The sequence below is a fragment of the Stenotrophomonas sp. FBCC-B152 genome, from assembly GCF_059134105.1.
The window spans coordinates 3,240,596-3,263,448 of record NZ_CP101442.1 but is presented as its reverse complement, the minus strand read 5'-3'; the positions used below and the strand labels follow the sequence as shown (position 1 = coordinate 3,263,448).

14 protein-coding genes are annotated in these 22,853 nt (G+C 66.7%); 10 read left to right on the top strand and 4 right to left on the bottom strand.

Going from position 1 to position 22,853, the window contains the following annotated elements; genetic code table 11:
- The first annotated feature begins 76 nt into the window (after positions 1-76).
- The 3 genes from NMB40_RS14980 to NMB40_RS14970 all read left to right on the top strand — a co-directional run bounded on the left by NMB40_RS14980 (position 77) and on the right by NMB40_RS14970 (position 5,246).
- Positions 77-3,049, top strand: coding sequence for an autotransporter family protein (locus tag NMB40_RS14980; protein WP_494358935.1), 2,973 nt, complete (start codon positions 77-79; stop codon positions 3,047-3,049).
- A gap of 63 nt (positions 3,050-3,112) precedes the next feature.
- Entirely contained in the window at positions 3,113-3,832 is a 720-nt protein-coding gene (locus NMB40_RS14975) for an IclR family transcriptional regulator (RefSeq protein ID WP_354276401.1), read from the top strand.
- A 97-nt stretch (positions 3,833-3,929) separates the two neighbouring features.
- On the top strand, positions 3,930-5,246 hold the full coding sequence (locus NMB40_RS14970) for an MFS transporter (protein WP_448143567.1): 1,317 nt from the start codon (positions 3,930-3,932) through the stop codon (positions 5,244-5,246).
- Between the two features lie 30 nt (positions 5,247-5,276).
- Here the strand turns inward: NMB40_RS14970 and NMB40_RS14965 are convergent, their stop codons facing one another.
- Together NMB40_RS14965 and NMB40_RS14960 are read right to left on the bottom strand one after the other, a co-directional pair.
- Positions 5,277-6,446 (bottom strand): mandelate racemase/muconate lactonizing enzyme family protein, encoded by a 1,170-nt coding sequence (locus tag NMB40_RS14965; protein ID WP_494358934.1) that lies wholly within the window; start codon positions 6,444-6,446, stop codon positions 5,277-5,279.
- Positions 6,443-7,375 (bottom strand): dihydrodipicolinate synthase family protein, encoded by a 933-nt coding sequence (locus NMB40_RS14960; RefSeq protein WP_448143565.1) that lies wholly within the window; start codon positions 7,373-7,375, stop codon positions 6,443-6,445. Before NMB40_RS14960 ends, NMB40_RS14965 begins: the two co-directional genes overlap by 4 nt.
- A gap of 245 nt (positions 7,376-7,620) precedes the next feature.
- Between NMB40_RS14960 and NMB40_RS14955 the strand changes: the two genes are divergently transcribed.
- Genes NMB40_RS14955 through NMB40_RS14940 form a run of 4 tightly spaced genes read left to right on the top strand, consistent with a single transcriptional unit; the run spans position 7,621 to position 13,424 of the window.
- Positions 7,621-10,293, top strand: coding sequence for a TonB-dependent receptor (locus NMB40_RS14955; RefSeq protein ID WP_494358933.1), 2,673 nt, complete (start codon positions 7,621-7,623; stop codon positions 10,291-10,293).
- A 31-nt stretch (positions 10,294-10,324) separates the two neighbouring features.
- Positions 10,325-11,062, top strand: a complete 738-nt coding sequence (locus tag NMB40_RS14950) for an SDR family NAD(P)-dependent oxidoreductase (RefSeq protein WP_494358932.1) — start codon at positions 10,325-10,327, stop codon at positions 11,060-11,062.
- Positions 11,059-11,979 (top strand): 2-dehydro-3-deoxygalactonokinase, encoded by a 921-nt coding sequence (locus NMB40_RS14945; RefSeq protein ID WP_494358931.1) that lies wholly within the window; start codon positions 11,059-11,061, stop codon positions 11,977-11,979. Before NMB40_RS14950 ends, NMB40_RS14945 begins: the two co-directional genes overlap by 4 nt.
- Positions 11,976-13,424, top strand: coding sequence for a 2-dehydro-3-deoxy-6-phosphogalactonate aldolase (locus NMB40_RS14940; RefSeq protein ID WP_494358930.1), 1,449 nt, complete (start codon positions 11,976-11,978; stop codon positions 13,422-13,424). The genes NMB40_RS14945 and NMB40_RS14940 overlap by 4 nt, the downstream gene beginning before the upstream one ends.
- A 2-nt stretch (positions 13,425-13,426) precedes the next feature.
- Here NMB40_RS14940 and NMB40_RS14935 read toward each other — a convergent pair whose 3' ends face one another.
- Together NMB40_RS14935 and NMB40_RS14930 are read right to left on the bottom strand one after the other, a co-directional pair.
- Positions 13,427-14,650 (bottom strand): multifunctional CCA addition/repair protein, encoded by a 1,224-nt coding sequence (locus NMB40_RS14935; RefSeq protein WP_494358929.1) that lies wholly within the window; start codon positions 14,648-14,650, stop codon positions 13,427-13,429.
- Between the two features lie 45 nt (positions 14,651-14,695).
- Complete coding sequence (locus tag NMB40_RS14930; protein WP_494358928.1) at positions 14,696-16,675, bottom strand: transglycosylase SLT domain-containing protein; 1,980 nt, start codon at positions 16,673-16,675, stop codon at positions 14,696-14,698.
- Positions 16,676-16,878: 203 nt separating this feature from the next.
- Here NMB40_RS14930 and NMB40_RS14925 point away from each other — a divergent pair, with 203 nt between their 5' ends.
- The 3 genes from NMB40_RS14925 (at position 16,879) to NMB40_RS14915 (ending at position 22,772) form a co-directional block, all read left to right on the top strand.
- Entirely contained in the window at positions 16,879-17,286 is a 408-nt protein-coding gene (locus tag NMB40_RS14925; protein ID WP_282244271.1) for an ExbD/TolR family protein, read from the top strand.
- Between the two features lie 375 nt (positions 17,287-17,661).
- On the top strand, positions 17,662-22,374 hold the full coding sequence (locus NMB40_RS14920; RefSeq protein ID WP_494358927.1) for an RHS repeat-associated core domain-containing protein: 4,713 nt from the start codon (positions 17,662-17,664) through the stop codon (positions 22,372-22,374).
- Positions 22,371-22,772: a DUF4279 domain-containing protein gene (locus tag NMB40_RS14915; RefSeq protein ID WP_494358926.1), complete on the top strand. Its 402-nt coding sequence runs from the start codon at positions 22,371-22,373 to the stop codon at positions 22,770-22,772. Before NMB40_RS14920 ends, NMB40_RS14915 begins: the two co-directional genes overlap by 4 nt.
- Positions 22,773-22,853 lie beyond the last annotated feature (81 nt).

Below are 22,853 nucleotides of genomic sequence, written 5' to 3'. Positions count from 1 at the left end.
ACGGGGGCAGTAGTTTTACTGAAAGCGCACGCGTAGTCGTACAGCCGTATTCCTTCCTATGGAAAAGGATCGGGTCATGCGCCCCAGGATCGTGTTGTCGAAGCACCCGTTGGCCGACTGCATCGGCCGTATCACCCGCCTGGCCTGTGGCGCCGCGCTGCTGGCAGCCACCAGTCCCGCCTGGGCCGGTTGCGATAACACCGCACCGGCGATTGGCCAGACCGTCACCTGTACGGCGAGTCCCCCGAGTCCGCAGACTACCGCCATCACCAGTGTGATTGGCTCCAGCAACGTCACCATCAACGTAGAGAGCGGTGCGCAATTGGTGGTCGCCGGAGGCGCATCGATCGGTCTCAATGGCGGGGCGGGGCATCTGATCGACAACCGCGGCACGATCAGCAACACCGGCGGCGGCGCCATCGTGACCAATGCGGCCACGACCGTCATCAACCGCGGCGTCATCAGTGGATCCAGCGGCATCATTTTCGGGACCGGCGCCGACCGGTTCGAGATGCTGGGCGGTACGCTCAGCGGCGGCGTTCTCCAGGGCGTAGGGAGCGACGCCATCGTCATCCGCGACGGAACGATGGACCGCATCGACCAGGGCGATGGCCAGGACAGCCTGGAGGTCAGCGGCGGGACGGTGACCGGCAAGGTACAACAGGGGTCGGGCATCGATACGTTCCTGATGACCGGCGGCACCATCGGTGCGTTGCTGCAGGGCGATGGACTCGACCGCTTCCGCATGACCGATGGACGCATCGTCGGTGCCTTCGATGACGGTGATTACGGCGAAATGACCGGCGGCCGCATCGGCCGGGTCAACATGAAGCTGGAAGACAACACCTTCCTGATGTCCGGCGGCACCATCGACGGCAACCTCGTCACCGGCTTCGGCAACGACACCATCGTGCTCTCCGATGGTTACATCGGCGGCAACATCAGCGTCAGTGGCGGCAACGATTCGGTGACCATCACCGGCGGCACCGTGCGTGGCGAGATCCGCCTCAGCTTCGGCAATGACCGTGTGGACTGGAGCGGCGGTGGGGTGGTGCATGGCCTGGTCGACATGGGCGAGGGAGACGATACGGCTGCGCTGGCCGATCTCAACGTCGCCCACGTGGGCGCATTGCCCGGCTTCGCCGGTGGCCTGGGCAACGACACGTTGAGCATGGACAACGTCAAGACCAGCGGCGTGGCGCGCTTCACCGGTTGGGAGGCGGTGGCGCTGCGCAATGACACCCAGCTCACCTTCGATGGCGACCTGGGCCTGGGCGACAGCGCCAGCGGCACCGGTACGCTCGACGTCGACGCCACCAGCACGCTGTTCGGTGGTGGCGTCAATGCCAGCATCGTTGCCTTCAACGCTGCATTGCCGGTGAGCGTGACCAACGCAGGGCGGATCGACCTGACCAATGGCACCAACGGTGCGGGCGACGCGTTCACCATCGCCGGCAACTACACCGGCAACGGCGGCGCGCTGTACCTGGACACGGTGCTGGGCGCGGACGACTCCGCGTCGGACCGGCTGGTGATCTCCAACGGCGTTGCCGACGGCACCACCGGCGTTGGCATCCTCAATGCGGGCGGCGCAGGCGCCGAAACGGTGGCCGACGGCATCCTGGTGGTGCAGGCAATCAACGGTGCCAGCACCAGCGCCAACGCGTTCGCGTTGTACAGCCCGGTGGCGGTCGGTGCATTTGAATATTTCCTGTTCAAGGGCGGCGTCAGCGCAGGGAGTGGCGAGAACTGGTACCTGCGTTCGACCCTGGTCAACGGAGCGGTCGCCGCGGCGACTTCACCGCCGACGGGTCTGGGCTCGGTGACGCCTGAGCCACCGCCGCCGGAGGCGCAGGGGGCGCCGCCGCCTGCGCTGCCGCCGCCCCCCTCACCGGATGTCCCCGAGAATCCAGACCCGGTGGCCGCGGAGCCGGCACCCCCACCGGAACCGGCCGCGCCGCCGCCGGTGCCGGAACCGCAGGTAGAGGTGCCACCGCCGGTACCGACCGAGGTGGCCGCCATTCCCGGCCCGCTGGCGGTGCCGCCGACGCCGGATGCACGTCCTTCCGAAGCGGCCATCGTGCCCCTGTACCGGCTGGAGACCAGCGAGTACTCGGTAGTGCCGCCGCTGTTGCGCGAGACCAGCCTGGCCAGCCTGGGAACCTTCCACGAACGCCAGGGCGAGCAGCGCATCCTGGCGGGGCAGGGCGGTGTCCGCGCGGCATGGGCACGGCTGGTCGGGCAAAGCCACGACCAGCATTGGGAGGGCGATGCGCAGCCCGGGTTCGACGGTGACATCCAGGGCGTGCAGGCCGGGTTGGACCTGTACGCCAACGCCGACGACAGCCGCCGCGATCAGTTCGGCGTCTTTGTCGGCCGCACCCGCGCGCAGGGCAACGTCAACGGCTTTGCGATCGGCTGGGAAAACGTCGCGGTGGGCAGCACCCGCCTGGATGACAAGCACGTGGGCCTGTACTGGACCCGTACCGGCAGCGCGGGCGGTTACCTGGACGTGGTGGTCATGCAGAGCCGTTACGACGGCGAGGCCACCTCCGCGCGTGGCATCGGAATCGACGTGGACGGTGACGGCACCACGGCGTCGGTTGAGCTGGGCAAGCCGCTGCTGCGGTTTGGCCAGTCGGCCTGGTGGCTGGAACCGCAGGTGCAGGTGATCTGGCAGCGCACCTCGGTGGACGATACCGCCGACCGCATCGCGCAGCTGCGCTTCAATGCCGACAACGCCTGGACCGGCCGCGTCGGCCTGCGCGTGGCTGCCGACTACGACATTGCCGGCAACGGGTGGCAGCCGTACTTCAAGCTCAACTACTGGCAGACGCTCGATGGCGAAGACCGCATCGACTTCGACAGCAACCGCATCACCAACCAGCAGGATTCGCGCGCGCTGGAAGTCGGCTTCGGGGTGGTGGCGCGCTTCAACGCCAATGTCAGCGCGTTTGCGGTCGCCGACTACACGCGCGACTTGGAAAGCAGCCGTCAGAAGGAGCGCAAGGTGATCGAAGGCACGGTCGGGATGCGGTTCGATTTCTAGCGGGAACCGGGCATTGTGTTGCTATTGGTGGCATTACCTCCGGCGGGGAAGTACGCTTTCCGGATGCGAACCAAGCCCAATGCCCAGCCCAACCAGAGCCTGATCGACGGTATCGCGACCCTGCAGGCGCTGGCGTCCTCGCCCGAGCCGGTGGGCTGCCGCGAGCTGGCCCGGCAGCTGGATGCCAACCCCACCCGGGTCAACCGGCTGCTCAAGACGCTGGCCTACCTGGGCATTGCCCGGCAGACCGCCGACCGCAAATACACCGCCGGCCCAGGCATGCACGTGCTGGCCGCGCAGAGCCTGTTCGCCTCCGGGCTGATCCGCCGCGCGCTGCCCGTGCTCGAGCACCTGCGGCGGTTCGGCCATACCGTGGCGCTGGGCGTGCTGTGGAACGACAGCGTCAGCTACCTGTTCCATGCGCCGCCGGGAATCGAGGCGGCGCGGGGCCTGGGCCGCATCGGCCTGCTGCCGGCGACCACCAGCGGCATCGGCATCGTGCTGCTGGCGCAGCTGTCCGATGAGGAAGTGCGCGAGCTGTACGCCGACCGCCCCATCCCGATGTTCCCGGAGGGGATCGAGCAGCTGCTGGCCACCCTGGAACAGACCAGGCGGCAGGGGCATGCACGCGTGCACGTGGCCGACGAGCGCGACCACCACATCGTGGCCATCGCCATGGGCGATCCGGTGCATGCGGGCATCGCGATGTCCGGCTGGATCCCCGAATCGGCTACCGAAGAACTGGTGGCGGCATTGCGCGCGGCGGCCGCCGAGATCGGCTGAGGACTTTGCCGCAGTGCGGTTTGACATGTTGCTACAATAGCAATACGTTGCAGCCTTCCGAAGGGGAGGCATCGGCAATGTCCAAGCGTGCGGGCGCATGACCGGCGGCAGGAACACCAAGTGGGTGCTGCTGGCGCTGCTGTTCTTTTCCACGGTGATCAACTACCTGGACCGGCAGGCGCTGTCGATCCTGGCCACCACCATCCAGGCCGACCTGGGCATGAGCGACCTGGAATACGCCCGCGTGGTGCAGGTGTTCCTGTTCGCCTACGCGGCGGCCTACGTGATGGCGGGGCGGGTTACCGACTGGCTGGGCGCGCGCGTGGCGCTGCTGCTGTTCGTGGGCTGGTGGTCGCTGGCCAACATCGCCACCGGCTTCGTACGCAGTGCGTTCGAGCTGGGCGCGGCGCGCTTCGCGCTGGGGCTGGGTGAGCCGGGCAACTACACGGTGGGCACCAAGGTGGTGTCGGAGCAGTTCCCGGCGCCGCAGCGTGGCCTGGCGCTGGGCCTGTACACCGCCGGTGCGATGATCGGCGCGACGCTGGCGCCGCCGTTGATCGGCGGCATTGCATTGACCTACGGCTGGCGCAGCGCGTTCTGGATCACCGGCGTGGCCGGGCTGCTGTGGATGATTGCGTGGTACTTCGTCTATCCGCGCCCGGCGCGACAGGCGGCCACCGAGGTGCCTGCGGCCGCAACGGTCGAGGCGGTCGCCACGCCGGCGCTGGAAACACCCGCGGCAACCGCACCGGCGGCGTCGATGAAAGGCGTCTGGGGCCGGCTGGCGCGCGACCGCACGGTGTGGGCGCTGGTCGCCTCGCGCGCGGTGGCGGATCCGGTCTGGTACTTCTACCTGTTCTGGTTCCCCAAATACCTGGGCGACGCCCGCGGCATGAGCCTGGCCGCGATCGCCTCGCTGGCATGGATCGTCTATGTCGCCGCCGACATCGGCAGCGTGGGCGGTGGCCTGATATCAGGACGACTGGTCAAACGCGGCATGAGCCCGGTGCGGGCACGCCTGACCACCATGATCGGTGCAGCGTGCCTGGCGCCGATCGGCATGCTGGTGGCGCTGCATCCGCCGATTCCGCTGCTGCTCGCGCTGGCGTGCGTGGTGACCTTCGCGCACCTGACCTACCAGATCAACCTCACCGCGATGACGGTGGATCTGTTCCCGTCGCGCTACATCGCGTCGGTGGCGGGGCTGGTGGGCTGCGGCAGTGCACTCGGCGGCATGGTCTCGGCGCAGGTGGTGGGCCACCTGGTGGCAGACGGCAACTTCGACCGCGCGTTCGTGCTGATGGCGTTCCTGCACCCCATCGCAGTGCTGCTGGCGTGGACCGCGCTGAGAAAAGCCAAGCGTTCGCGAATGACGCTGGTTGGCCCGGACGCCGAGGCGGTGGCGGCAGGTTGAGAAGGGCCGGACCGTGTCCGGCCCTTCCGCTCAGGCTACGAGTTCCGCGTGTTGCCAGAAGCGCGCGTTCGGCTGTGCACCCAGGCCATGACCGGAGGGCAGCGTGTAACCCTCGCGCGCATACGCCATGTCGGTGTCGAGCATCTCCACCGAGCGCGAGAAGATGGAGTGCTGCCACTCGTGGCGCCACAGGCCTTCGATGACCGTTGATGCATGCAGGCTGGCCGCCATGAAGATGCCGCCGCCGATGGTGGCGTGCGGCGCGACCTGCACCCCGTGCGTTGCTGCCAGGTGGGCAATGCGCAGGAACTGGGTGATGCCGGTGTGGCCCATCTCCGGTTGCACGTAGGCCAGCGTTCCGCCGACCAGCCGCAACCGCGCGACGTGGTCGGTGGGCCACTCTTCGCCGGCGGCGACGGGAATGGGGCTCTCGCTTCCCAGCGCGATCAGCCCGGCCACATCCTCGGGCTTGAGCGGTGCTTCGATGAAGGTCAGCTGCGCCGGCAGCAGTTGCCCTGCCAGGGCCAATGCCTGCGCGTGATCGAACTTCCAGTGCAGGTCCACCATCAGGTGCACCGCATCGCCCAGCTCGGCGCGTAGCGCCTGCATTTCTTCGACGATGCCCTCATGGCTGACCACGGCATGCACCTTGAAGGCATCGTGGCCCTGCGCCGCAAACGCGCGCGCCATCGCCACCTTCTCCGCGACCGTTGCCGCCGGCAGGCCCGATACATAACCGGGAATGGTGTCGCGCCGCCGCTCACCCAGCAGCGCCCACAGCGGCTGGCCGGCCGCACGCGCGCGCAGGTCCCACAGGGCGATGTCCAGCGCCGCCAGCGCATCGGTGTGGAACCCGCTGCCGCAGCCACGCACGCGCATCAGCCCGTACAGGTCGTCCCAGATCTGCTCCACGTCGTCCGGCTCGCGCCCGATCAGTTCCGGCGCAAGCAGGTCGTTGATGATCTCGCAGGTCGCGCGCGGCGCGCAGATGCCATAGGTTTCGCCCCAGCCCACCGCGCCATCGGCGGTGGTGACGCGCACCAGCACCGAGCGGTCCACGGTGGGGTAGAGCGTCCCGTTGCCCTTGCGCACCAGGTAGCCGCGGGAGTTGACCCGCTCGCCCGGCCCCAGCGGCCCCAGATAGGGCGTGGTGCGCGGAACGGTGAGGATGAAGGTTTCAACCTGGGTGACCTGGCTCACGCGTGGCTTCTCCGTGCCTGCCCGGGGACGGTGTCCAACGGCAGCAGGTCGCTGATGCGATCCAGCAGGATATCCAGTTCGCGCGCATCGAAGCGGTCCAGCGCCGGTCCCGGGGCACGCACATGGTCGCTGCCGATCAGGCCGCGGCGCAGCAGGATGGCTTTGGTCAGGCGCCAGCGGAACACCGCCTGCATGCTGAGCAGCGGCAGGGTGCGTTCGAACAACGTTCGCGCACGCGACTGATCGCCCGCCGCCCAGGCCGCCAGCATCGCCACGTGGACCTCGGTGATTTCGCAGGCCGGCATCGTGCCGACCGCCCCGCGCGTGAGTTCATCCAGTACATAACGGGCGCCGGCGCCGCCGAACACCGCGCGCACGCTGCTGCCGGCGCGTTCGGACAACGCGGTGATGCGATGCCCCGAGGGCATCGTTTCTTCCTTGACGTATTCAATGGCGGGGACGCGCGCGGTCAGTGCCACCACCTCGTCGACGCCCAGCCCGACGCCCATCGGCGCCGGTGCGTTCTGCAGCATCACCGCCACGCCCGATTCGCTGGCCAGGCGGCTGAAGAACGCGGCCATGCCCTCGGCATCACCGGCCAGCGCATGCGGGGTGAGCACCATCGCAGCGCTCGCACCGGCCTGGCCACCGGCCTGGGCCAGCCGCACCGCGTCTTCCAGCGTGCGCGCGCTGGCGCCGACGATGAAGGGCACGCGGCCGCGGTTCCAGCGGCCGATGCAGGCCGTCAGGTGCAGGCGCTCATCCAGCGTGAGCATGTCGTACTCGCTGGCCAGGCCCGGAAACACCACCCCGGCCGCGCCGGCGGCCAGGATGTACTCGAACACGGCTTCGGTCCCGGCCTCGTCGAGCGCGCCGTGCGCGTCGAAGATGCTGGGCAGGATCGGGAAGACACCTTGCAGAACGGCCATTGCGCCGGGTCCTTGTTGGAAAGCGTGTGCCATGGATAGCAACACTATGGAAGGGAAGTGACCGCAGACGCTACAGACGGGTCTTGATTCTTCGCTGCATTGCAGCGTGCGCGGTCAAATCATATTGCTATATTAGCTACACGCTGCCAAGCCGCAGCGCAGCAGCAACGACGAAAAAGCGCTGGATCCAGCTGGGCAGGTCGGGGGCCTGCAGCGGGATCCCTACCTTGGGAGAGGGCCGATACATGCTTCGTTTTCGACGTTCCACCTTGTTCACCGCCTTGGGCACCTGCCTGCTGGCGCCGATGCTGGCCGCCGCACAGGATGCTCCGCCCGCCACCACCACCACCGCCGGCGACCAGCAGGCGCAGACGCTCGACGCCGTGAGCGTGGTCGGCATCCGCGGCAGCCTGGAAGCCTCGCGCGACCTCAAACGCGATTCGCCGCAGATCGTCGACGCAATCGTGGCCGATGACATCGGCAAGCTGCCCGACACCAACGTCGCCGAATCGCTGGGCCGGGTGGCCGGCGTGCAGCTCGAGCGCGGCATGGGCGAGGGCAGCGACATCCTGGTGCGCGGCCTGAAAGAGAACGTGCTGCTGTACAACGGCCGCCAGATCGTCGATGCCACCGGGCGCGGCGGCAACGGCCTGGACCAGCTGGCCACCTCCACCTACGGCCTGCTCTCGCTGGTGCCCTCCGAGCTGATCTCGCGGCTCGAAGTCACCAAGCTGGCCGGCGCCGACCAGATTTCCGGCGGGCTGGGTGGCATCGTCGACATCCACACCCGGCAGCCGCTGTCGGGCGACAGCGACCAGAACGTGGTCAGCCTGGCCGGCACCTACGACGACATGGCCGATTCGTGGGGCCACAACGCGTTCGGGCTGATCTCGCGGCGCAACGAGGACCGCACCTTCGGTGCGCTGCTGTCGGCCACCTACGGCCGCCGCAACGTCGTGCAGCAGGGCCTGGACACGTTCTCCGGATATGCCCGCTTCAACGACCCGACCGACCCCACCCGCACGCGCTTCGGCAGCACCGACATGCGCGCGCAGAACATCGACGATGACCGCACCAAGGTGGGCCTGAGCGCGGTGCTGCAGTGGCGCCCGGCCGATGGCGTGGAGCTGTCCTGGGATACCTTCTATTCCCGGCAGAAGGCCGAGCGCGACCGCTACTGGATCGCCTTCAATCCATCCGCCGGCCTGAGCAACGCGGTCTACTCCGACCACGACATCCTGCTGGCCGGCCGATCCTCCGGCACCGTGCTGCTCAACACCGAAGTGGCCGACATCGATTCGGACACCCTGTCCAGCGCGCTGCGCGCCAGCTTCCAGGTCGGCGAGCGCGTGACCGGCTCGGCCGAACTGGACTGGGGGCGTTCCACCGCCAGCTACAACCAGCGCTACATGCGGCTGGCGCCGATGGCAGGGCTGACCTCGGTCACCGACTTCGACCTGCGCAGCGGCAGCTTCGGCAGCTTCAATGTCAGTGGCGTCAACGTGGTCGATCCGGCGCAGTGGCGCATGTCCATCCTGTTCGACAACGACTGGCGCGCGCAGACCGACTCGCGCGCGCTGCGCACCGACTGGAGCCTGGCCTTCGATAACGGCCCGCTGCGCTCGTTGGACGTCGGCGCGCGTTTCAGCCGCCTGGAAAGCCTGCAGGACCCGCGCCGCGCCGACATCCGCCCGGCCGGAGGCATTCCGGTCACGCAGATGGATCCGTACATCCGCGTGTACAGCAACAACGACTTCCTGCCGGGGGAGTTCGCCGGCCTGCCGCGCGATTACCTGGGGGCGTTCCGCGGCACCTTCGGCGGCTGCGACAGCTTCACCACGTTGCCGCAGATCTCGCAGAACCCGCAGTGCCTGGATCCGGCCAATACCGCGCTGGCCTATTCGGCCACCTTCAGCGTCGATGAAGACTTCCTCGAGGCCTACGCCAAGCTCAACTGGGACACCGAGGTGGGCGGCATGGCGCTGGGCGGCAACGTCGGCCTGCGCTTCGTGGGCCGTGACCTGACCTCGCGCGGCAACCTGATCAGCGGCACCGGCGTGCTGACCCCGTCGAACTTCGAACGGGATGACCGCAACGTACTGCCCTCGGCGGTGGCCAAGCTGCAGATCACCGACAGCCTGGTGCTGCGCGGCGGCGCGGCCAAAGTGGTCGCCTTCCCCAATACCGAAGACCTCAACAACGGCGTGACCCTCAACAACAACGCCGTGTTCGACGCCAACGGCGTGCAGACCTCGCCGGGCACCGGCAGCGGCGGCGCACCGGACCTGGACCCGTTCAAGGCCACCCAGTACGACCTGTCGCTGGAGTGGTACTACGGCGGCCAGGGCCTGCTCTCGGCCGGCCTGTTCTACAAGGATGTGTCCACCTTCATCGTGCAGCGCCAGAGCGCGGAAACCTACAGCAACGTCAACTTCCTGGTGCTGCGCAAGATCAACGGCGACAAGGCCAAGGTGAAGGGCGCCGAGCTGCTGGCGCAGGTGCCCTTCAGCGGCATGTTCGACGGCTTCGGGGTGGTGGCCACCTACACCTGGATCGACTCGGAAACCCCGATCACCGACATCAACGGCAATGCGATGACCTTCCCGGGGCTGTCCAAGAACAACGCCAACCTGATCGGCTACTACGAGAACGGCCCGTTCGGCATCCGCCTGGCCTACAACTGGCGTGACGAGTACCTGGTGGGGTTGTCGGCGGCGTCCACCGGCATCTACAACGATACCTACAAGGACCTGTCGGCATCGATGAGCTACGATTTCAGCGAGCGCCTGTCGCTGAAGCTGGAAGGCAACAACCTGCTCGACAGCGAACAGCGCACCTTCGACGGCTATGCCGAAGGCCTGCGTACCAACGTGGTGTTCGGGCGGTCCTACAAGGCCAGCCTGACCTACCGGTTCTGAGCATGGTTCCTCTGGAAAGGATGGGCAGGGCATGAGCGAGGCGGGAATGCAGGGGCGCACGGTGCTGGTGACCGGCGCGGCCAGCGGAATAGGCGCAGCGGTGGTGACGCGGCTGCGCGCCGATGGCGCCCGGGTGGCGGCGCTGGACCAGGGCGAGTCGAGCGGGGCGGACGCCAGTGCCGTGGCCGACCTGCGCTCGCCGGAGGCGGTCAGAGCCGCCATTGCCGAACTGCGCACGGCGCTGGGGCCGTTTGATGCGCTGGTGCATTGCGCCGGCATCTGCCCGCCGGGCAGTACGCTCGACAGCACCGACGACCTTTGGCTGGACGTGTACTCGGTCAACGTGCTCGGTGCGCTGCGGGTGATGCGCGAGGTGGTGCCGGACATGCGCGGGCGCGGTGGCAGCATCGTGCTGGTGTCCTCGATCAACGCACGTTTCGCCACCCCGGGGCTGGCGGCCTATGCCGCCTCCAAGGCCGCGCTGGAGGAAATGGCGCGCACCGCCGCGCTGGAGTTTGCCCCGGACAACATCCGGGTCAACACCATCGCGCCGGCGTCGGTGGACACGCCGATGCTGCAGGCCTCGTTCGCGCGCGCCGCCGACCCGGCCGCCGCACGGCGCAGCAACGAGCAGCGTCATCCGCTGGGTCGCTTGGGTACGCCCGGAGATGCCGCCGAGCTGGCGTTGTTCCTGGCCTCGCCGCGCAGCGGCTGGATCACCGGTTCGGTGTTTCCATTGGACGGTGGTGCAGGGGTGACCCGGCGATGAGTGTGCAGGACACGAATTACATCATCGGCATCAACTGGGGCAGCACCAACTTCCGCGCGTACCGGATCGATGCCGACGGAACCGTCAGCGCGACGATCGAACAGCCGCGCGGCATTGCCGGGCTGGAGCGGTCGCAGATGCAGGCGCTGCTGGAGGAGGTGGCAACGGCATGGCCGCACGCCTCGCGGATCTACGCCAGCGGCATGATCGGCTCCAACATCGGCTGGAGTGATGCGGGATACGTGGACTGCCCGGCATCACCGGATGCCATCGCCGGGCGCCTGCATGAGGTGCACATCGGTGCGCATGCGGTGGCGATCGTTCCGGGGCTGGCCTGCCGGCGCGGCGATGGTGCACCGGACATCATGCGCGGGGAGGAAACCGAGCTGTTGGGGATGGTCGCGCTCGGGACGATTCCCGCCACCGGACTGGTGGCCTTGCCCGGCACGCACAGCAAGTGGGTGCGGCTGGAACAGGGCGTGGTGGTGGAGTTCATGACCGCGACGTCGGGCGAGATCTTCGACCGGCTCACCGCAGCAGGTCTGCTGGCATCGGTGGTTGACGGTCCGGCCGAAGACGGCGCGGCGTTCATCGATGGCGTGCGTGCCGCGCAGGGCGGTGCGGGATTGACCACCCTGCTGTTCGGTGCGCGGGCGCGGGTGATCCGGGGTGACCTGGCCCGGCGCGAGGGCGCTTCCTATCTGCGCGGCCTGCTGATCGGCGCGGAACTCGCCGATGTGCGCCGCTGCTGGGCCGACGCACTGAACGAGGTGCCGTTGATCGGCGCGGCGCCGGTGTGTGCGCTGTATGCGCGCGCACTGCAGGAGCTGGGGAGCTCCGGCAGGCCCATCGCCTCACAACAGGCCTCGACCCGCGGGTTCCTGGCACTGCACCAGGCAGCGGGGGCGATGGCATGAGTGCGCATGATGCGGTGTTCGACCGTGCCCTGGCCGATACCGGCCTGATCGCGATCCTGCGCGGGCTGACCGGCGACGAAGCGATTGCGGTGGTGGAGGCGCTGTACACCGCCGGCGTGCGGCTGGCGGAAGTGCCCCTCAATTCGCCGGACCCGTTCCCCACCATCGCCGCGCTGGCAGCGCATTTTGAAGGGCGCATGCTGATCGGTGCCGGCACGGTGGTGACCACCGATGCGGTCGAGCAGCTCGCCGCCACCGGTTGCGCGTTCTGCGTGTCGCCCAATACCGATCCGGCCGTGATCGCGGCCGCAGCGGCGAAGGGCATGATCCCCTTGCCCGGGTTCGCCACTGCCTCCGAAGCGTTCGCCGCCATCGCCGCCGGTGCACGCCACCTCAAGGCGTTCCCGGCCCATGGCGCGCGACCGCAGTTGTCGGCGCTGTCGGCGGTGCTGCCGGCCGGCGTGACCCTGATCGCCGTGGGTGGCGCGAGCGTCGGCGACATTGGGGCATACCGCGACGCAGGTGTGCGGGCCTTCGGCGTCGGCACCGATCTGTACCGTCCCGGCCGGGCCGCCGATGACGTCGGCCGGCGTGCTGCCGCGTGGATCCAGGCCTTGCAGGCGTCGCCCGCGCCGGTGGCGACGCTGGCGCATGCCGCGCAGACGATGGTGGGCGAGTCGCCCCTCTTCGATGCCGAAGGCACCTTGTACTGGGTCGACCCGACCGCGCCGTGCCTGCTGCGCTGGGAGGGTACGGCGTGCACGCGCGTGCCGCTGACCGAACCGGTGTGGGCGTTGGGACGGGTGGGGTCCGCGCTGGTCGGCAATGGCGAGACACACTTCCTGCGGCTGGGGCCGGAGGGAAGCATCACTGCCGGCCCGGAGATCGATGTCGGTGCGGGATGCCGGCTCAACGATATGGTGGTGGACAGCCGGGGCGGGCTCTGGGGCGGCTCCATGCATCGCGGCCTGTTGTCCGGCCGTGGCGCGCTGTTCCATGCAACCCGCCCGGAAGCACCCGCGCAGCGCGTGGCAGAGGGGCTGGGCGTGGCCAACGGCATGGCCTTCTCCGCGGACGAGCGCACGCTGTTCGTGATCGATACGCTGGCACGCACACTGCTCGCCTATCCGGCCGATATCCACGCCGGCACCTTGGGCGAACCGCGTGTGGTGACCGACTTCCTCGGCGTGCCAGGCAAACCTGATGGCATGACGATGGGGCCCGAAGGCCACCTGTGGGTGGCGATGTGGGGCGGCCATGCGGTGGTGGAACTCGCCCCCAACGGTGCGGTCCTGCGCTCGATCCCGGTACCTGCCGCGCACGTAGGCAGCCTCGCATTTGCACACGACGGACGCCTTTTCATCACTACCGCGCGGGCGCGCCTGTCCGACGCCGATCTCGCCCGCTCACCCGGAGCAGGCGGCCTGTTCGTGGTGCATCCGTAGGATCAACGACGGGCGGCGGCAATGGCCTTGATGCGGGCCTGGGCCAGCGCTTCGCCTACCGCAGGGCCTTTCAGGTGGGCCAGATCCAGGTCGCGGGCCTGCACTGACAGCGCCGCCTGGTGCAGGCGCTTGAGCGTTTCGGCCTGTGGGTACGGCCGATCCTCGAAGCCGAGACGGCCACGCGCGTCGGCCTCGCAGCACACCGCGATCCTTGCGATCCGTTCGGGCCGCCGGAACCCATCGCAGCGGCCCAGCAGATCCAGCACCGTGCCATCGCGCAGTTCATCAATGCGGTGCACGTTGAGATGGTCGCGGCACACCGCCTCGGCCAGCTGGCGGTGATCCAGCGGAACCTTCAGGCGATCACACAGCGCACGCAGCGGTTCCAGCCCGCGCTCCTCATGCATCACATGGCGCGGCCATTCCGCGTGCGGAGTCAGCGCCTTGCCCAGGTCGTGGGTAAGCGCGGCGAACCCCACCAGGTCATCGCCCGGCGCCAGCTGCGCGGCGACATCGCTGACCATTTCCTGGTGTACGCCGGTATCCACTTCGGGGTGGTACTCGGCGCGCTGCGGCACGCCATACAGCGCTTCCAGTTCGGGCAACACCGCACCCAGCGCACCGGCATCGTGCAGCGTGCGCAGGAAGGCCGACGGTTGCGCCGAACCGAGCACGCGGCGCAGTTCCTGCCAGACCCGTTCGGGCACCAGTGCATCCAGCTCGCCACTGTCGGCGATCTGCCGCATCAGCTGCATCGTCTCCGGTGCCACGCTTAAGCCCAGCGGTGCAAAACGCGCCATGAAGCGCGCCGCACGCAGCACCCGCAGCGGATCTTCCACGAAGGCGGGGCCCACATGGCGCAGCACCCGCTGTTCAATGTCGCGCACGCCGCCGTAAGGATCAACCAGCTCACCGCTGGCCTCATCGCAGGCAATCGCATTGATGGTGAAATCGCGGCGCAGCAGGTCTTCTTCCAGCGTCACCGACGGATCGGCATCGACCACGAAGCCCCGGTAGCCGCGCCCGGATTTGCGCTCGGTCCGCGCCAGCGCGTATTCCTCGCCCGTATCCGGGTGCAGGAATACCGGGAAGTCCTTGCCCACGGCCTTGTAGCCCAGCGCTTCCATTTGCGGCTGGGTGGCACCGACCACCACCCAGTCGCGGTCGCCGGCAGGACGCTGCAGCAGGCGGTCGCGCACGGCGCCGCCAACGAGATAGATCTTCATGGGCCCATGATGCCACGGCCGGCAACGCCGGCCGTTGGCAGGCCCTCAGTCGCCGCCCTTCTCCGCATCGGTCGGGCAGGTGAACGCCTTCCGCTTCGCCTGCAGCCGCCCGTTCATGCGGTCGGTCACCGGCAGCGCATCGCCGTTCAAGCGCCAGTCGTAGATCACGCTGAAGGCCAGGATCCGCGCCACGTACTCGCGGGTTTCCTTGTAGCTGATGGTCTCGATCCAGATGTCCGGATCGAAGCCCGGCCGCTGCGACTGCCAGCGTGCGGTCGGGGTCGGCCCGGCGTTGTACGCGGCGATGGTCACGTACGGCAGGCCTTCGTACTTGTTCATCAGCTGGCGCAGGTAGGCGGTGCCGATGGCGATGTTGGTGTCGGCGTCATACAGGCTGGCCGCACCGCCGTAGTTGGTCAGGCCGATGGTCTTGGCCACGCTCGCGCCGGTGGCCGGCAGCACCTGCATCAGCCCCATCGCATTGGCCGGCGAACGCGCCTTCGGGTTGAAGATGCTCTCGGCGCGGATCTCGGCGGCCACCCAGGCCGGGTCAATCGCGTTGCGCGCCGATTCGCGGCGGATCGCATCATCGTGGTGCAGCGGGAAGCGCAGGCTGTACAGGCGCTGCTCTTCCGGGGTCTTGCCGAGCGAGAACACCGCGCGGTCGAACCAGCCGTTGTCGCGCGCCACTTCCACCGCGATGCGGCGCTGGGTGGTGTCGAAGCGGGTCAGTGCATCGTTCCACTCGGCCACGGCCCAGCCCGAACGTTCGATCTTGAACAGCTCCATCGCGCGCACGATCGCCGGGTCACGCGCCACCGTGGCCTGCGCCTGCGCACTGTCCTTGGGCTCCACCGGGCACAGCGTGTAGGTGCTCTGGCCGAGCTGGTCGGCGGCCAGGAAGCCATGGAAGGTGGCCGCGCGCGCCGCTTCGCGATACAGCGGCAGCGCTTCGTTGCGTTTGCCGGTCTTGTCCAGCATGCGCGCCTCGAAATAGCGCCAGCGCGAGTCATTGCGCTGGGTCGGGCCCATCTTGCGGATCGCCGCCAGCGTGGCCGGCCAATCGCCGCGCGACATCGCCTCGCGCGCCCGCCATTCGTGCAGGCGCTCGTCATACGCCGAATCCGGCACGGCATTGAGCCGGCGTGCGGAATCGGGCCCATACGACGCCACCGTCCACAGCGCGATCTGGTACTTCACGTCCGCCTGCTGGGCGGCGCTCAGCTGCAGCGCGTTGGCGTACTGCGGTAGCTGCTGTTCGGTCGCGTCCGGGTCGGCCTTGGCCAGCTTGGCCAGGCCATCGGTAGCGATGCGCCGGCTGCGTTCGTTGCGCGGCCAGTTCAGTGCGCTGGCATTGGGCTTGTCCACGAACGCCGCATAGGTGTTGGCCAGCGCCAGGTCGGCGGCCGGCAGCCCGCGTGCGGCACTGCGCATCACCGCCGGCTGCTGTGCATCGGCAGCGGCATCGATGCGCTCCCAGCGCAGCTCCGCGCTCAGCCCGCCCTTGGCATCCAGCACCGCGAACACCGGGTCGCAGGCATCGGGCAGGGACTTGCCGGTGCTGCGCCAGATCGCCTGGGCTTCGCTGACCCACTGCGCATCGCCCTTGCCGGTAGCCTGGCGCGCATTGAGCTGGGCGCAGCGCAGGCCGACATTCTCGGTGGGTGCCCAGTTGGCCAGCAGGGTGGGCCAGTCCTCACGGCGGGCAACGGACGGCAGCCACACATTGCGGAAACTGGTGGCCACGGCCTGGCCGTTGTAGCGCTTGAGGAAGTCCTGGGCCTGGGCAGTGGTGACCGTATCGATGTTGCGGCGCAGGTTGGCGAACTCCAGCCAGCCATACAACGGGTGCCGGGTCAGGCCCGCTGACTGGGCAGGATCGAACTGGCCGCGCTCGGCATTCTCGATGGCCGCCTTCATCTGCGCGCGCTGGGCATCCAGGCTCTGGGCGCCGGCATCGGCGCCCACGCCGGTGCAGGCGAGCAGGGTGGCGGAACTGAGGATCAGGAGGGGGAGTCGGTTCATGCCGAAAGGATAGCGGGCGGGGGTGAAGGCCGGTGAGGGCAAGCCAACTCAATGGTGAACGGCACCCGTCGCCCCCCTGAACAGGCGCCACGCACGGGCGTAATGTCAAAGCCGCCAGCCCCAACGGCTGCAGGAGACTCAAACCAAACGGTAGCGCCGGCCGTTGGCCGGCCCGCAGGAACCCAACAACAAGGACCCTCACCATGGCATTCAGTGCAGCAGGCAACTCCGGACCACTGGCCGACATCAACGTCACCCCGTTGGTGGATGTAATGCTGGTGCTGTTGATCATCTTCATCGTGACCGCCCCGATGGTGTCCATGCCCATCCCGGTCAACCTGCCGCAACCCACTACCGTGGTACCGCCCACCGCACCGCCGCCGCCGATCGAACTGCGCGTGGACGCCAGCAACCAGGTCAGCTGGAACGGGCAGATGGTTGCGGTCAACTCGCTGCAGCAGCGCATGCAGGACGCCGCCCAAGCCAACACCGGCAATGTTCCCGAACTGCGCATCGCCACCGACCCCAACGCCGAGTACGACGTGATGGCCAAGGTGTTGGCGGCCGCCAACAACGCGCACATGGAAAAGATCGCGTTCGTGAACCCGTAGCAGAGCCAGCGGCCCGCCAACCGGCGGGCTGCTCCCGCGTCACCAACAAATGCCCGGTAGGTACCGACCGTTGGTCGGTACACCCGCAGATCACCCCAAAACCGACACGGCGCCTGTAACCAGCCGCTATTACCAGGCCCGTGTCAGCGTAGGGAAACTCCGCGCGGACGCGTAAGCAAACCCCATAATCAACGCTGTTTCAGTCCCGGCCTCTTCATTGGGTGCGAAAGGTCACACTTTCCCGTCTTGCCCACAGCGCTTCCATCGCGCATAAACCTCCCTGTCACTCACCGCCCGCACAGTTGGCACACGCGGTGACGCCCGAATGATGTTTCCAGTCAAACGCGCAGTCTGCCTCCAGGAAGGAGTACAGGGATGTCCAGCTCAACCACGCACCACACGCGCCAACGCGTGCTCGTCACGCTCATCGTACTTTCCATCGCCCCGTTCGCGCACGCGCAGGAAGTGGAGAAGAAGTGGGAAACCATGGCCGCATTCAGCCAGCCCAAAAACACAGAGGGCGAAGTCCAGGGCGCGATCGAGAACATCTACGCCTCTTACCAGTCGGGCGGCCCCTTTAGCTGGCACGTCGTCAAACAGACCGTCGCCAAAGACAAGGTCCTGTACGACTACCAGATCAAGCCGGAGGCGCTGCAGCGCACTGACTGGAATTACATTCTCAACTCGCAGGACTACGCGAGCGAGGATGCGCTGATCGCGGCAATCAAGACCGCATTCGTCTCGTCCCCACAATGTCCGGCGACGGAAGTCACCCCCGCCGCCTGGACCGGCATCCCTGGCGGTGGCGCAGGCGCCGGCCCGGATGGCAGCAACACCGGTGAGGACGCCAATTACGCGGTGGTGGTGCAGTTACATGACTCGGCGACGGGCGCGTGCTCCGCCACGCCGGCCACGCAGTACGTGCAGCGCACGCGCACGGTCAAATGCCCCAACAATACGATCATGGCCTGGCGTCCTGATCTGGACGCCTGCGGCATGGACCCCATGCAGGAGCAGAGCAGCGCACAGCTGCGCACTTATTCCAGCTCGCCGCTGACCAACCAGTGCCCGGTGGGCAATCCGTGCGAACCCACAACCGGCAACAAAACTCAGCCAGAACCGGATCTGGACTATGGCTGGATCCAGTTCACCCGCTACTTCCAGTCCATGTCCTCCACGGCGGGTGGTGCGTTCGGCCAAGGCTGGACGCACTCGCACAATCTGCGCTTGGCGATTGGCACGGATCCCACCACGTTCCCGCCGGGTACGGAACTCAACGTGGGATTGATCCAGGCCGACGGCACGCACGGTGCCTTCCAGAAGGTGGGCGCTGCCTACGAAGCCATCGATGGCAGTGGTGATCGAATCGTCCCGCAGGGGACAGATTGGCAGCTCTTCCGCGCTGACGAGGTTCTGACCTTCGATGCAGGTGGGCGGTTGAAGTTGCGCGCCCGCGAGGATGGTACGACGCTGACCTATGCCTACGACCCTCGCGCGCGTCTCGCTTCCATTGCCCACACAAACGGCCGCACGCTGGGATTCCATTACGACGCGCCGCAAGGTGCCGACCTGATCAGCGCGATCTCGGTGGCGGGTCAGATGGTAGCGTCCTACACCTACACCCCCACTGCACAGGTGGCCACTGCCACCTATGCCGACGGTGCAACCCGTGTCTACCACTACGAAGACAGCCGCTTTCCGCGGTACCTCACCGGCGTCACCGCCGAGGACAACCAACGGTTCGGCTGGTACGCCTATGACGCCAAGGGACGGGTGACCTGCAGCCGCCATTCGAGTGACTGCAGCCAGGCCGATGTCGGAATTGATGGTACGCAGCTGGTCTACACCGCTGCAGGTACCACCGTCGTTACCGATGCCCTTGGCCATGTCACCACGTATGGCCTCACCGGTACCGCCAACGGCGGCTATCCGCGCAAGGTCACCGGGCTCACCGATACCCAAGGCGCTGTCAGCCGTACCTATTACCCCGCAGCCCAGGACTTCCGCCGCAGGCTGGACACGGTCACCGACCGTCGGGGGATACAGACCAGGTACGCCTACAGCACCGGAACAGACCCGGTGGGCGGCCAGTCGGTCAACGTGCAGATCACGACCGAGGCCGTGGGCCTGCCGGAACAGCGGACGATCGAAACGCGCACGCATGCGACCAGCAACCGCGTGATACTCAGCAGGGTGGGTGATCGCGAGACACGCATCACCCGCAACACCCGTCTGCAGCCAACCAGCATTGCGGTGAGGGATATCACCACCGACGAGCTTCGCACCACCACGCTGAGCTACTGCGAGGCAGCGGATGTGGCGTCCGGCGGTACCTGCCCGGTACTGGGCCTGCTCAAGCAGGTGGATGGTCCACGCACTGACGCAAATGATCTGGTTACCTACGGCTACTATGCGGCCGACGACGCCGGCTGCGCTCCCGGTGGCACCGGCACGTGCAACTTCCGCAAGGGCGACCTGCTGAGCGTGACCAACGCAGCGGGAAACAGCGCACAGACGTTGGCGTACGACGCCAATGGCCGGCCGCTCTCGGTGGTGGACAGCAACGGCGTGATCACTGATTTCACTTATCATCCGCGTGGCTGGCCCACCTCTGTCACCGTGCGGGGCGATTCCGCCGCCACCAACCGCACCACCCAAATCAGCTACTGGCCCACCGGCCAAGTGCAGGAGGTAGTCGAGCCGGATGGCAGCACGGTCACCTATGTCTACGACGCTGCTCAGCGGCTGACCGACATTGCCGACAATGCCGGCAATACCCTCCATTACACCTTGGACAACGCCGGCAATCGCCTCAAGGAAGACACGGTGGATGCCGCCGGCACGCTGCGCCGCACCTTGTCCCGCATCTACAACACGCTGGGCGAACTGACCACGCTGAAGGACGCCGGCAACCACGCCACCGTCTTCACGTATGACCCTGAAGGCAACCCCGCCAGTCTGACCGACGCCCTGCAGCGGGTCACCACCCAGCAGCACGACCCGCTGGGACGTCTCGCCCGCACCCTGCAGGATGTAGGGGGCATCGAGGCCGAGATCAAATCCAGCTACAACGCGTTGGACCAGGTCACCCAGGTCACCGACCCGAAGGGTCTGCACACCACCTATGCCTACAACGGCTTTGGAGACCACACCGCGCAGGTAAGTCCGGACAGCGGAACGACGGGCTTCACCGTGGATGCGGCCGGGAACCGCAAGACCCGCACCGACGCCCGTGGCATCACCGCCACCTATCACTATGACGCGCTCAACCGCCTGACCGGGATTGCCTATCCGGACCCCAACCTGGACGTTGACTACACCTACGACACCGCACCCGCGGTCTGCGAGGCCAACGAACGCTTCGCCAAGGGCCGGTTGGGGCACGTGCAGCACGCAGCGGGGAGTACCGCGTACTGCCATGACCGCTTCGGGCAAGTCACCCGTAAGGTGCAGACGGTAAATGGTGTCAGCAGAACCGTGCGGTACGCATACACCACCGCTGGTCGACTGGCCCAGCTGACCTACCCCGATGGCAGCGTGGCCGACTATGTACGAGACAGCCTGGGTCGCATCACGGAGATAGGCCTGACGCGCCCCAGCCAGGCACGGCACGTGGTAGTAACCAACGTCACCCATGCACCCTTCGGCCCGGCCACCGGTTGGACTTACGGCAATGGCCGCCAGCTCCAGCGTCCGGTGGATACCGACTACCGTCCGCAAGCCGTCCACGATCCAGCCCCGGGCGGCCTCTCGCTGAGCTTTGGCTATGACTCCGTGGGCAACGTCACCGAGTTGAAGGACGGAATTGGCAGCACGATCCTAGCCAGGTATAGCTACGACGCGCTCGGCCGACTGACCCAGACCCAGGATGGCCCCACGGGCACGCCGATTGAAACGTACACGTACGACGCCACCGGGAACCGTACCTCGCTCGCATCATCATCTGGCACGGCGAGCTACGCCTACCCCCTCGACAGCCATCGTCTAATCGCAGTGGATGGCGCCGTGCGCCACTATGACGCCACGGGTAATACGATCAGCCTGGACGGGAAAGAGCTGGTGTACAACGATGCCAATCGGACGAGCCAGGTCAGACAGAATGGCGAGGCAGTGGAGGCCTACGCTTACAACCATCGCGGGGAGCGGGTACTACGTACGCCCAGCGCCAGCGAAGCCCAGATCACAGTCTATGACGAGACCGGCCAGTGGCTGGGCAATTACGCAGCTGGCGGGTCAGCGCTGCACCAGGCAATCTGGCTCGGAGACTACCCGGTGGCAGTGATCACGGTTCTGAGCAATGGTGAAGCGACCCTGGGTTACGTCCAGCCCGATCATCTGAGGGCCCCTCGCATAGTCGTCGATCCCACTCGCGACGTGCCAATTTGGGAATGGAGCAGCAAAAGTGAAGTGTTTGGCGCCCAGGAGCCAAGCAGCGACCCGGACGGAGACGGCGTCGTGTTCGATCTCCCGCTGCGTTTTCCAGGACAACAGGCTACCGGTGCGACCGGGTTGTTCTATAACTATCACCGGGACTACGATTCAAACGTAGGGCGCTATTCCCAGAGTGACCCCATTGGGCTGAAGGGGGGAGCGAGTACCTACGCGTACGTGGGTGGGAACCCAATGAAAGCAATCGACCCCAAAGGCCTGCAGCGATTTGTGCCGCGGCCTGCACCTGGGCCAGTAGGCGGATCCTGGGTCGACCACAGTGGATATCCTGTCGCGGATGCGGGCTACCCCGGTTCGTATCCCGTGACTCCCATGATTGGGGCCTTTCCGAAAAACTCCTACCCAGGAATCGCCTCTTCCGCGATGATAGGTGCACTGTCTGCATTCAATGGCTACTTAAGCAAAAAGAGTAATCATGGATCTAAACCCTCCCGGGAGCAGCGCCCTGATGACTGCCCAGCCGGAACAAGGCCCATCGACCAGTGGCCAGGCCTTAGTAAAGATGACATCCATGGCATCAAGGATGGCGTCAATGCGGGTCCCAAGGATTGGGTTGGGATCAGCCCGGACGGCAACGTTTGGATCAATGAAGGTGGAGTGGGAAGTGATCAGGGTTCATTTGAGGATTATCTTCCGTGAATAAATCTGCGCGATTCAAAATTTCCCTGAGGGTGTGGCACCCTGAAATCCAGAGTGATGCCATCTCCAGAGGGCTCGGCTTGCTTCCGAAAGTCTCATATACCGCCGGCGACAAAAGGGTCACTCCGAAGGGGGCGCCACTCGCCGGATTCAGAGGAGAAACGTACTGGACCCATGAGTGCTCAGCCGGTGCTTCATTCGAAGTTGCTGTTGAGGAGGTGACCGCCCAGTTGGTCGGAAAGGCTGAATTTCTGCGCCACCTGAAGGAAACGGGCGGAAGGTTGGAGTACTTCATCGGATGGTTCTCGGATGGTAATTCAGGGTTTGTCCTGGATTATGATACTTTGAAGAAATTGGCTGATCTAAATATCAATCTTGCATTTGATGTGTATGCATGAAATTTTTGGCAGCTGCTGTGCGTCCTACATCTTCGGACGGGTCGCCTGCGATAGAGATACGGCCCGGGGACAGAGCGCGGG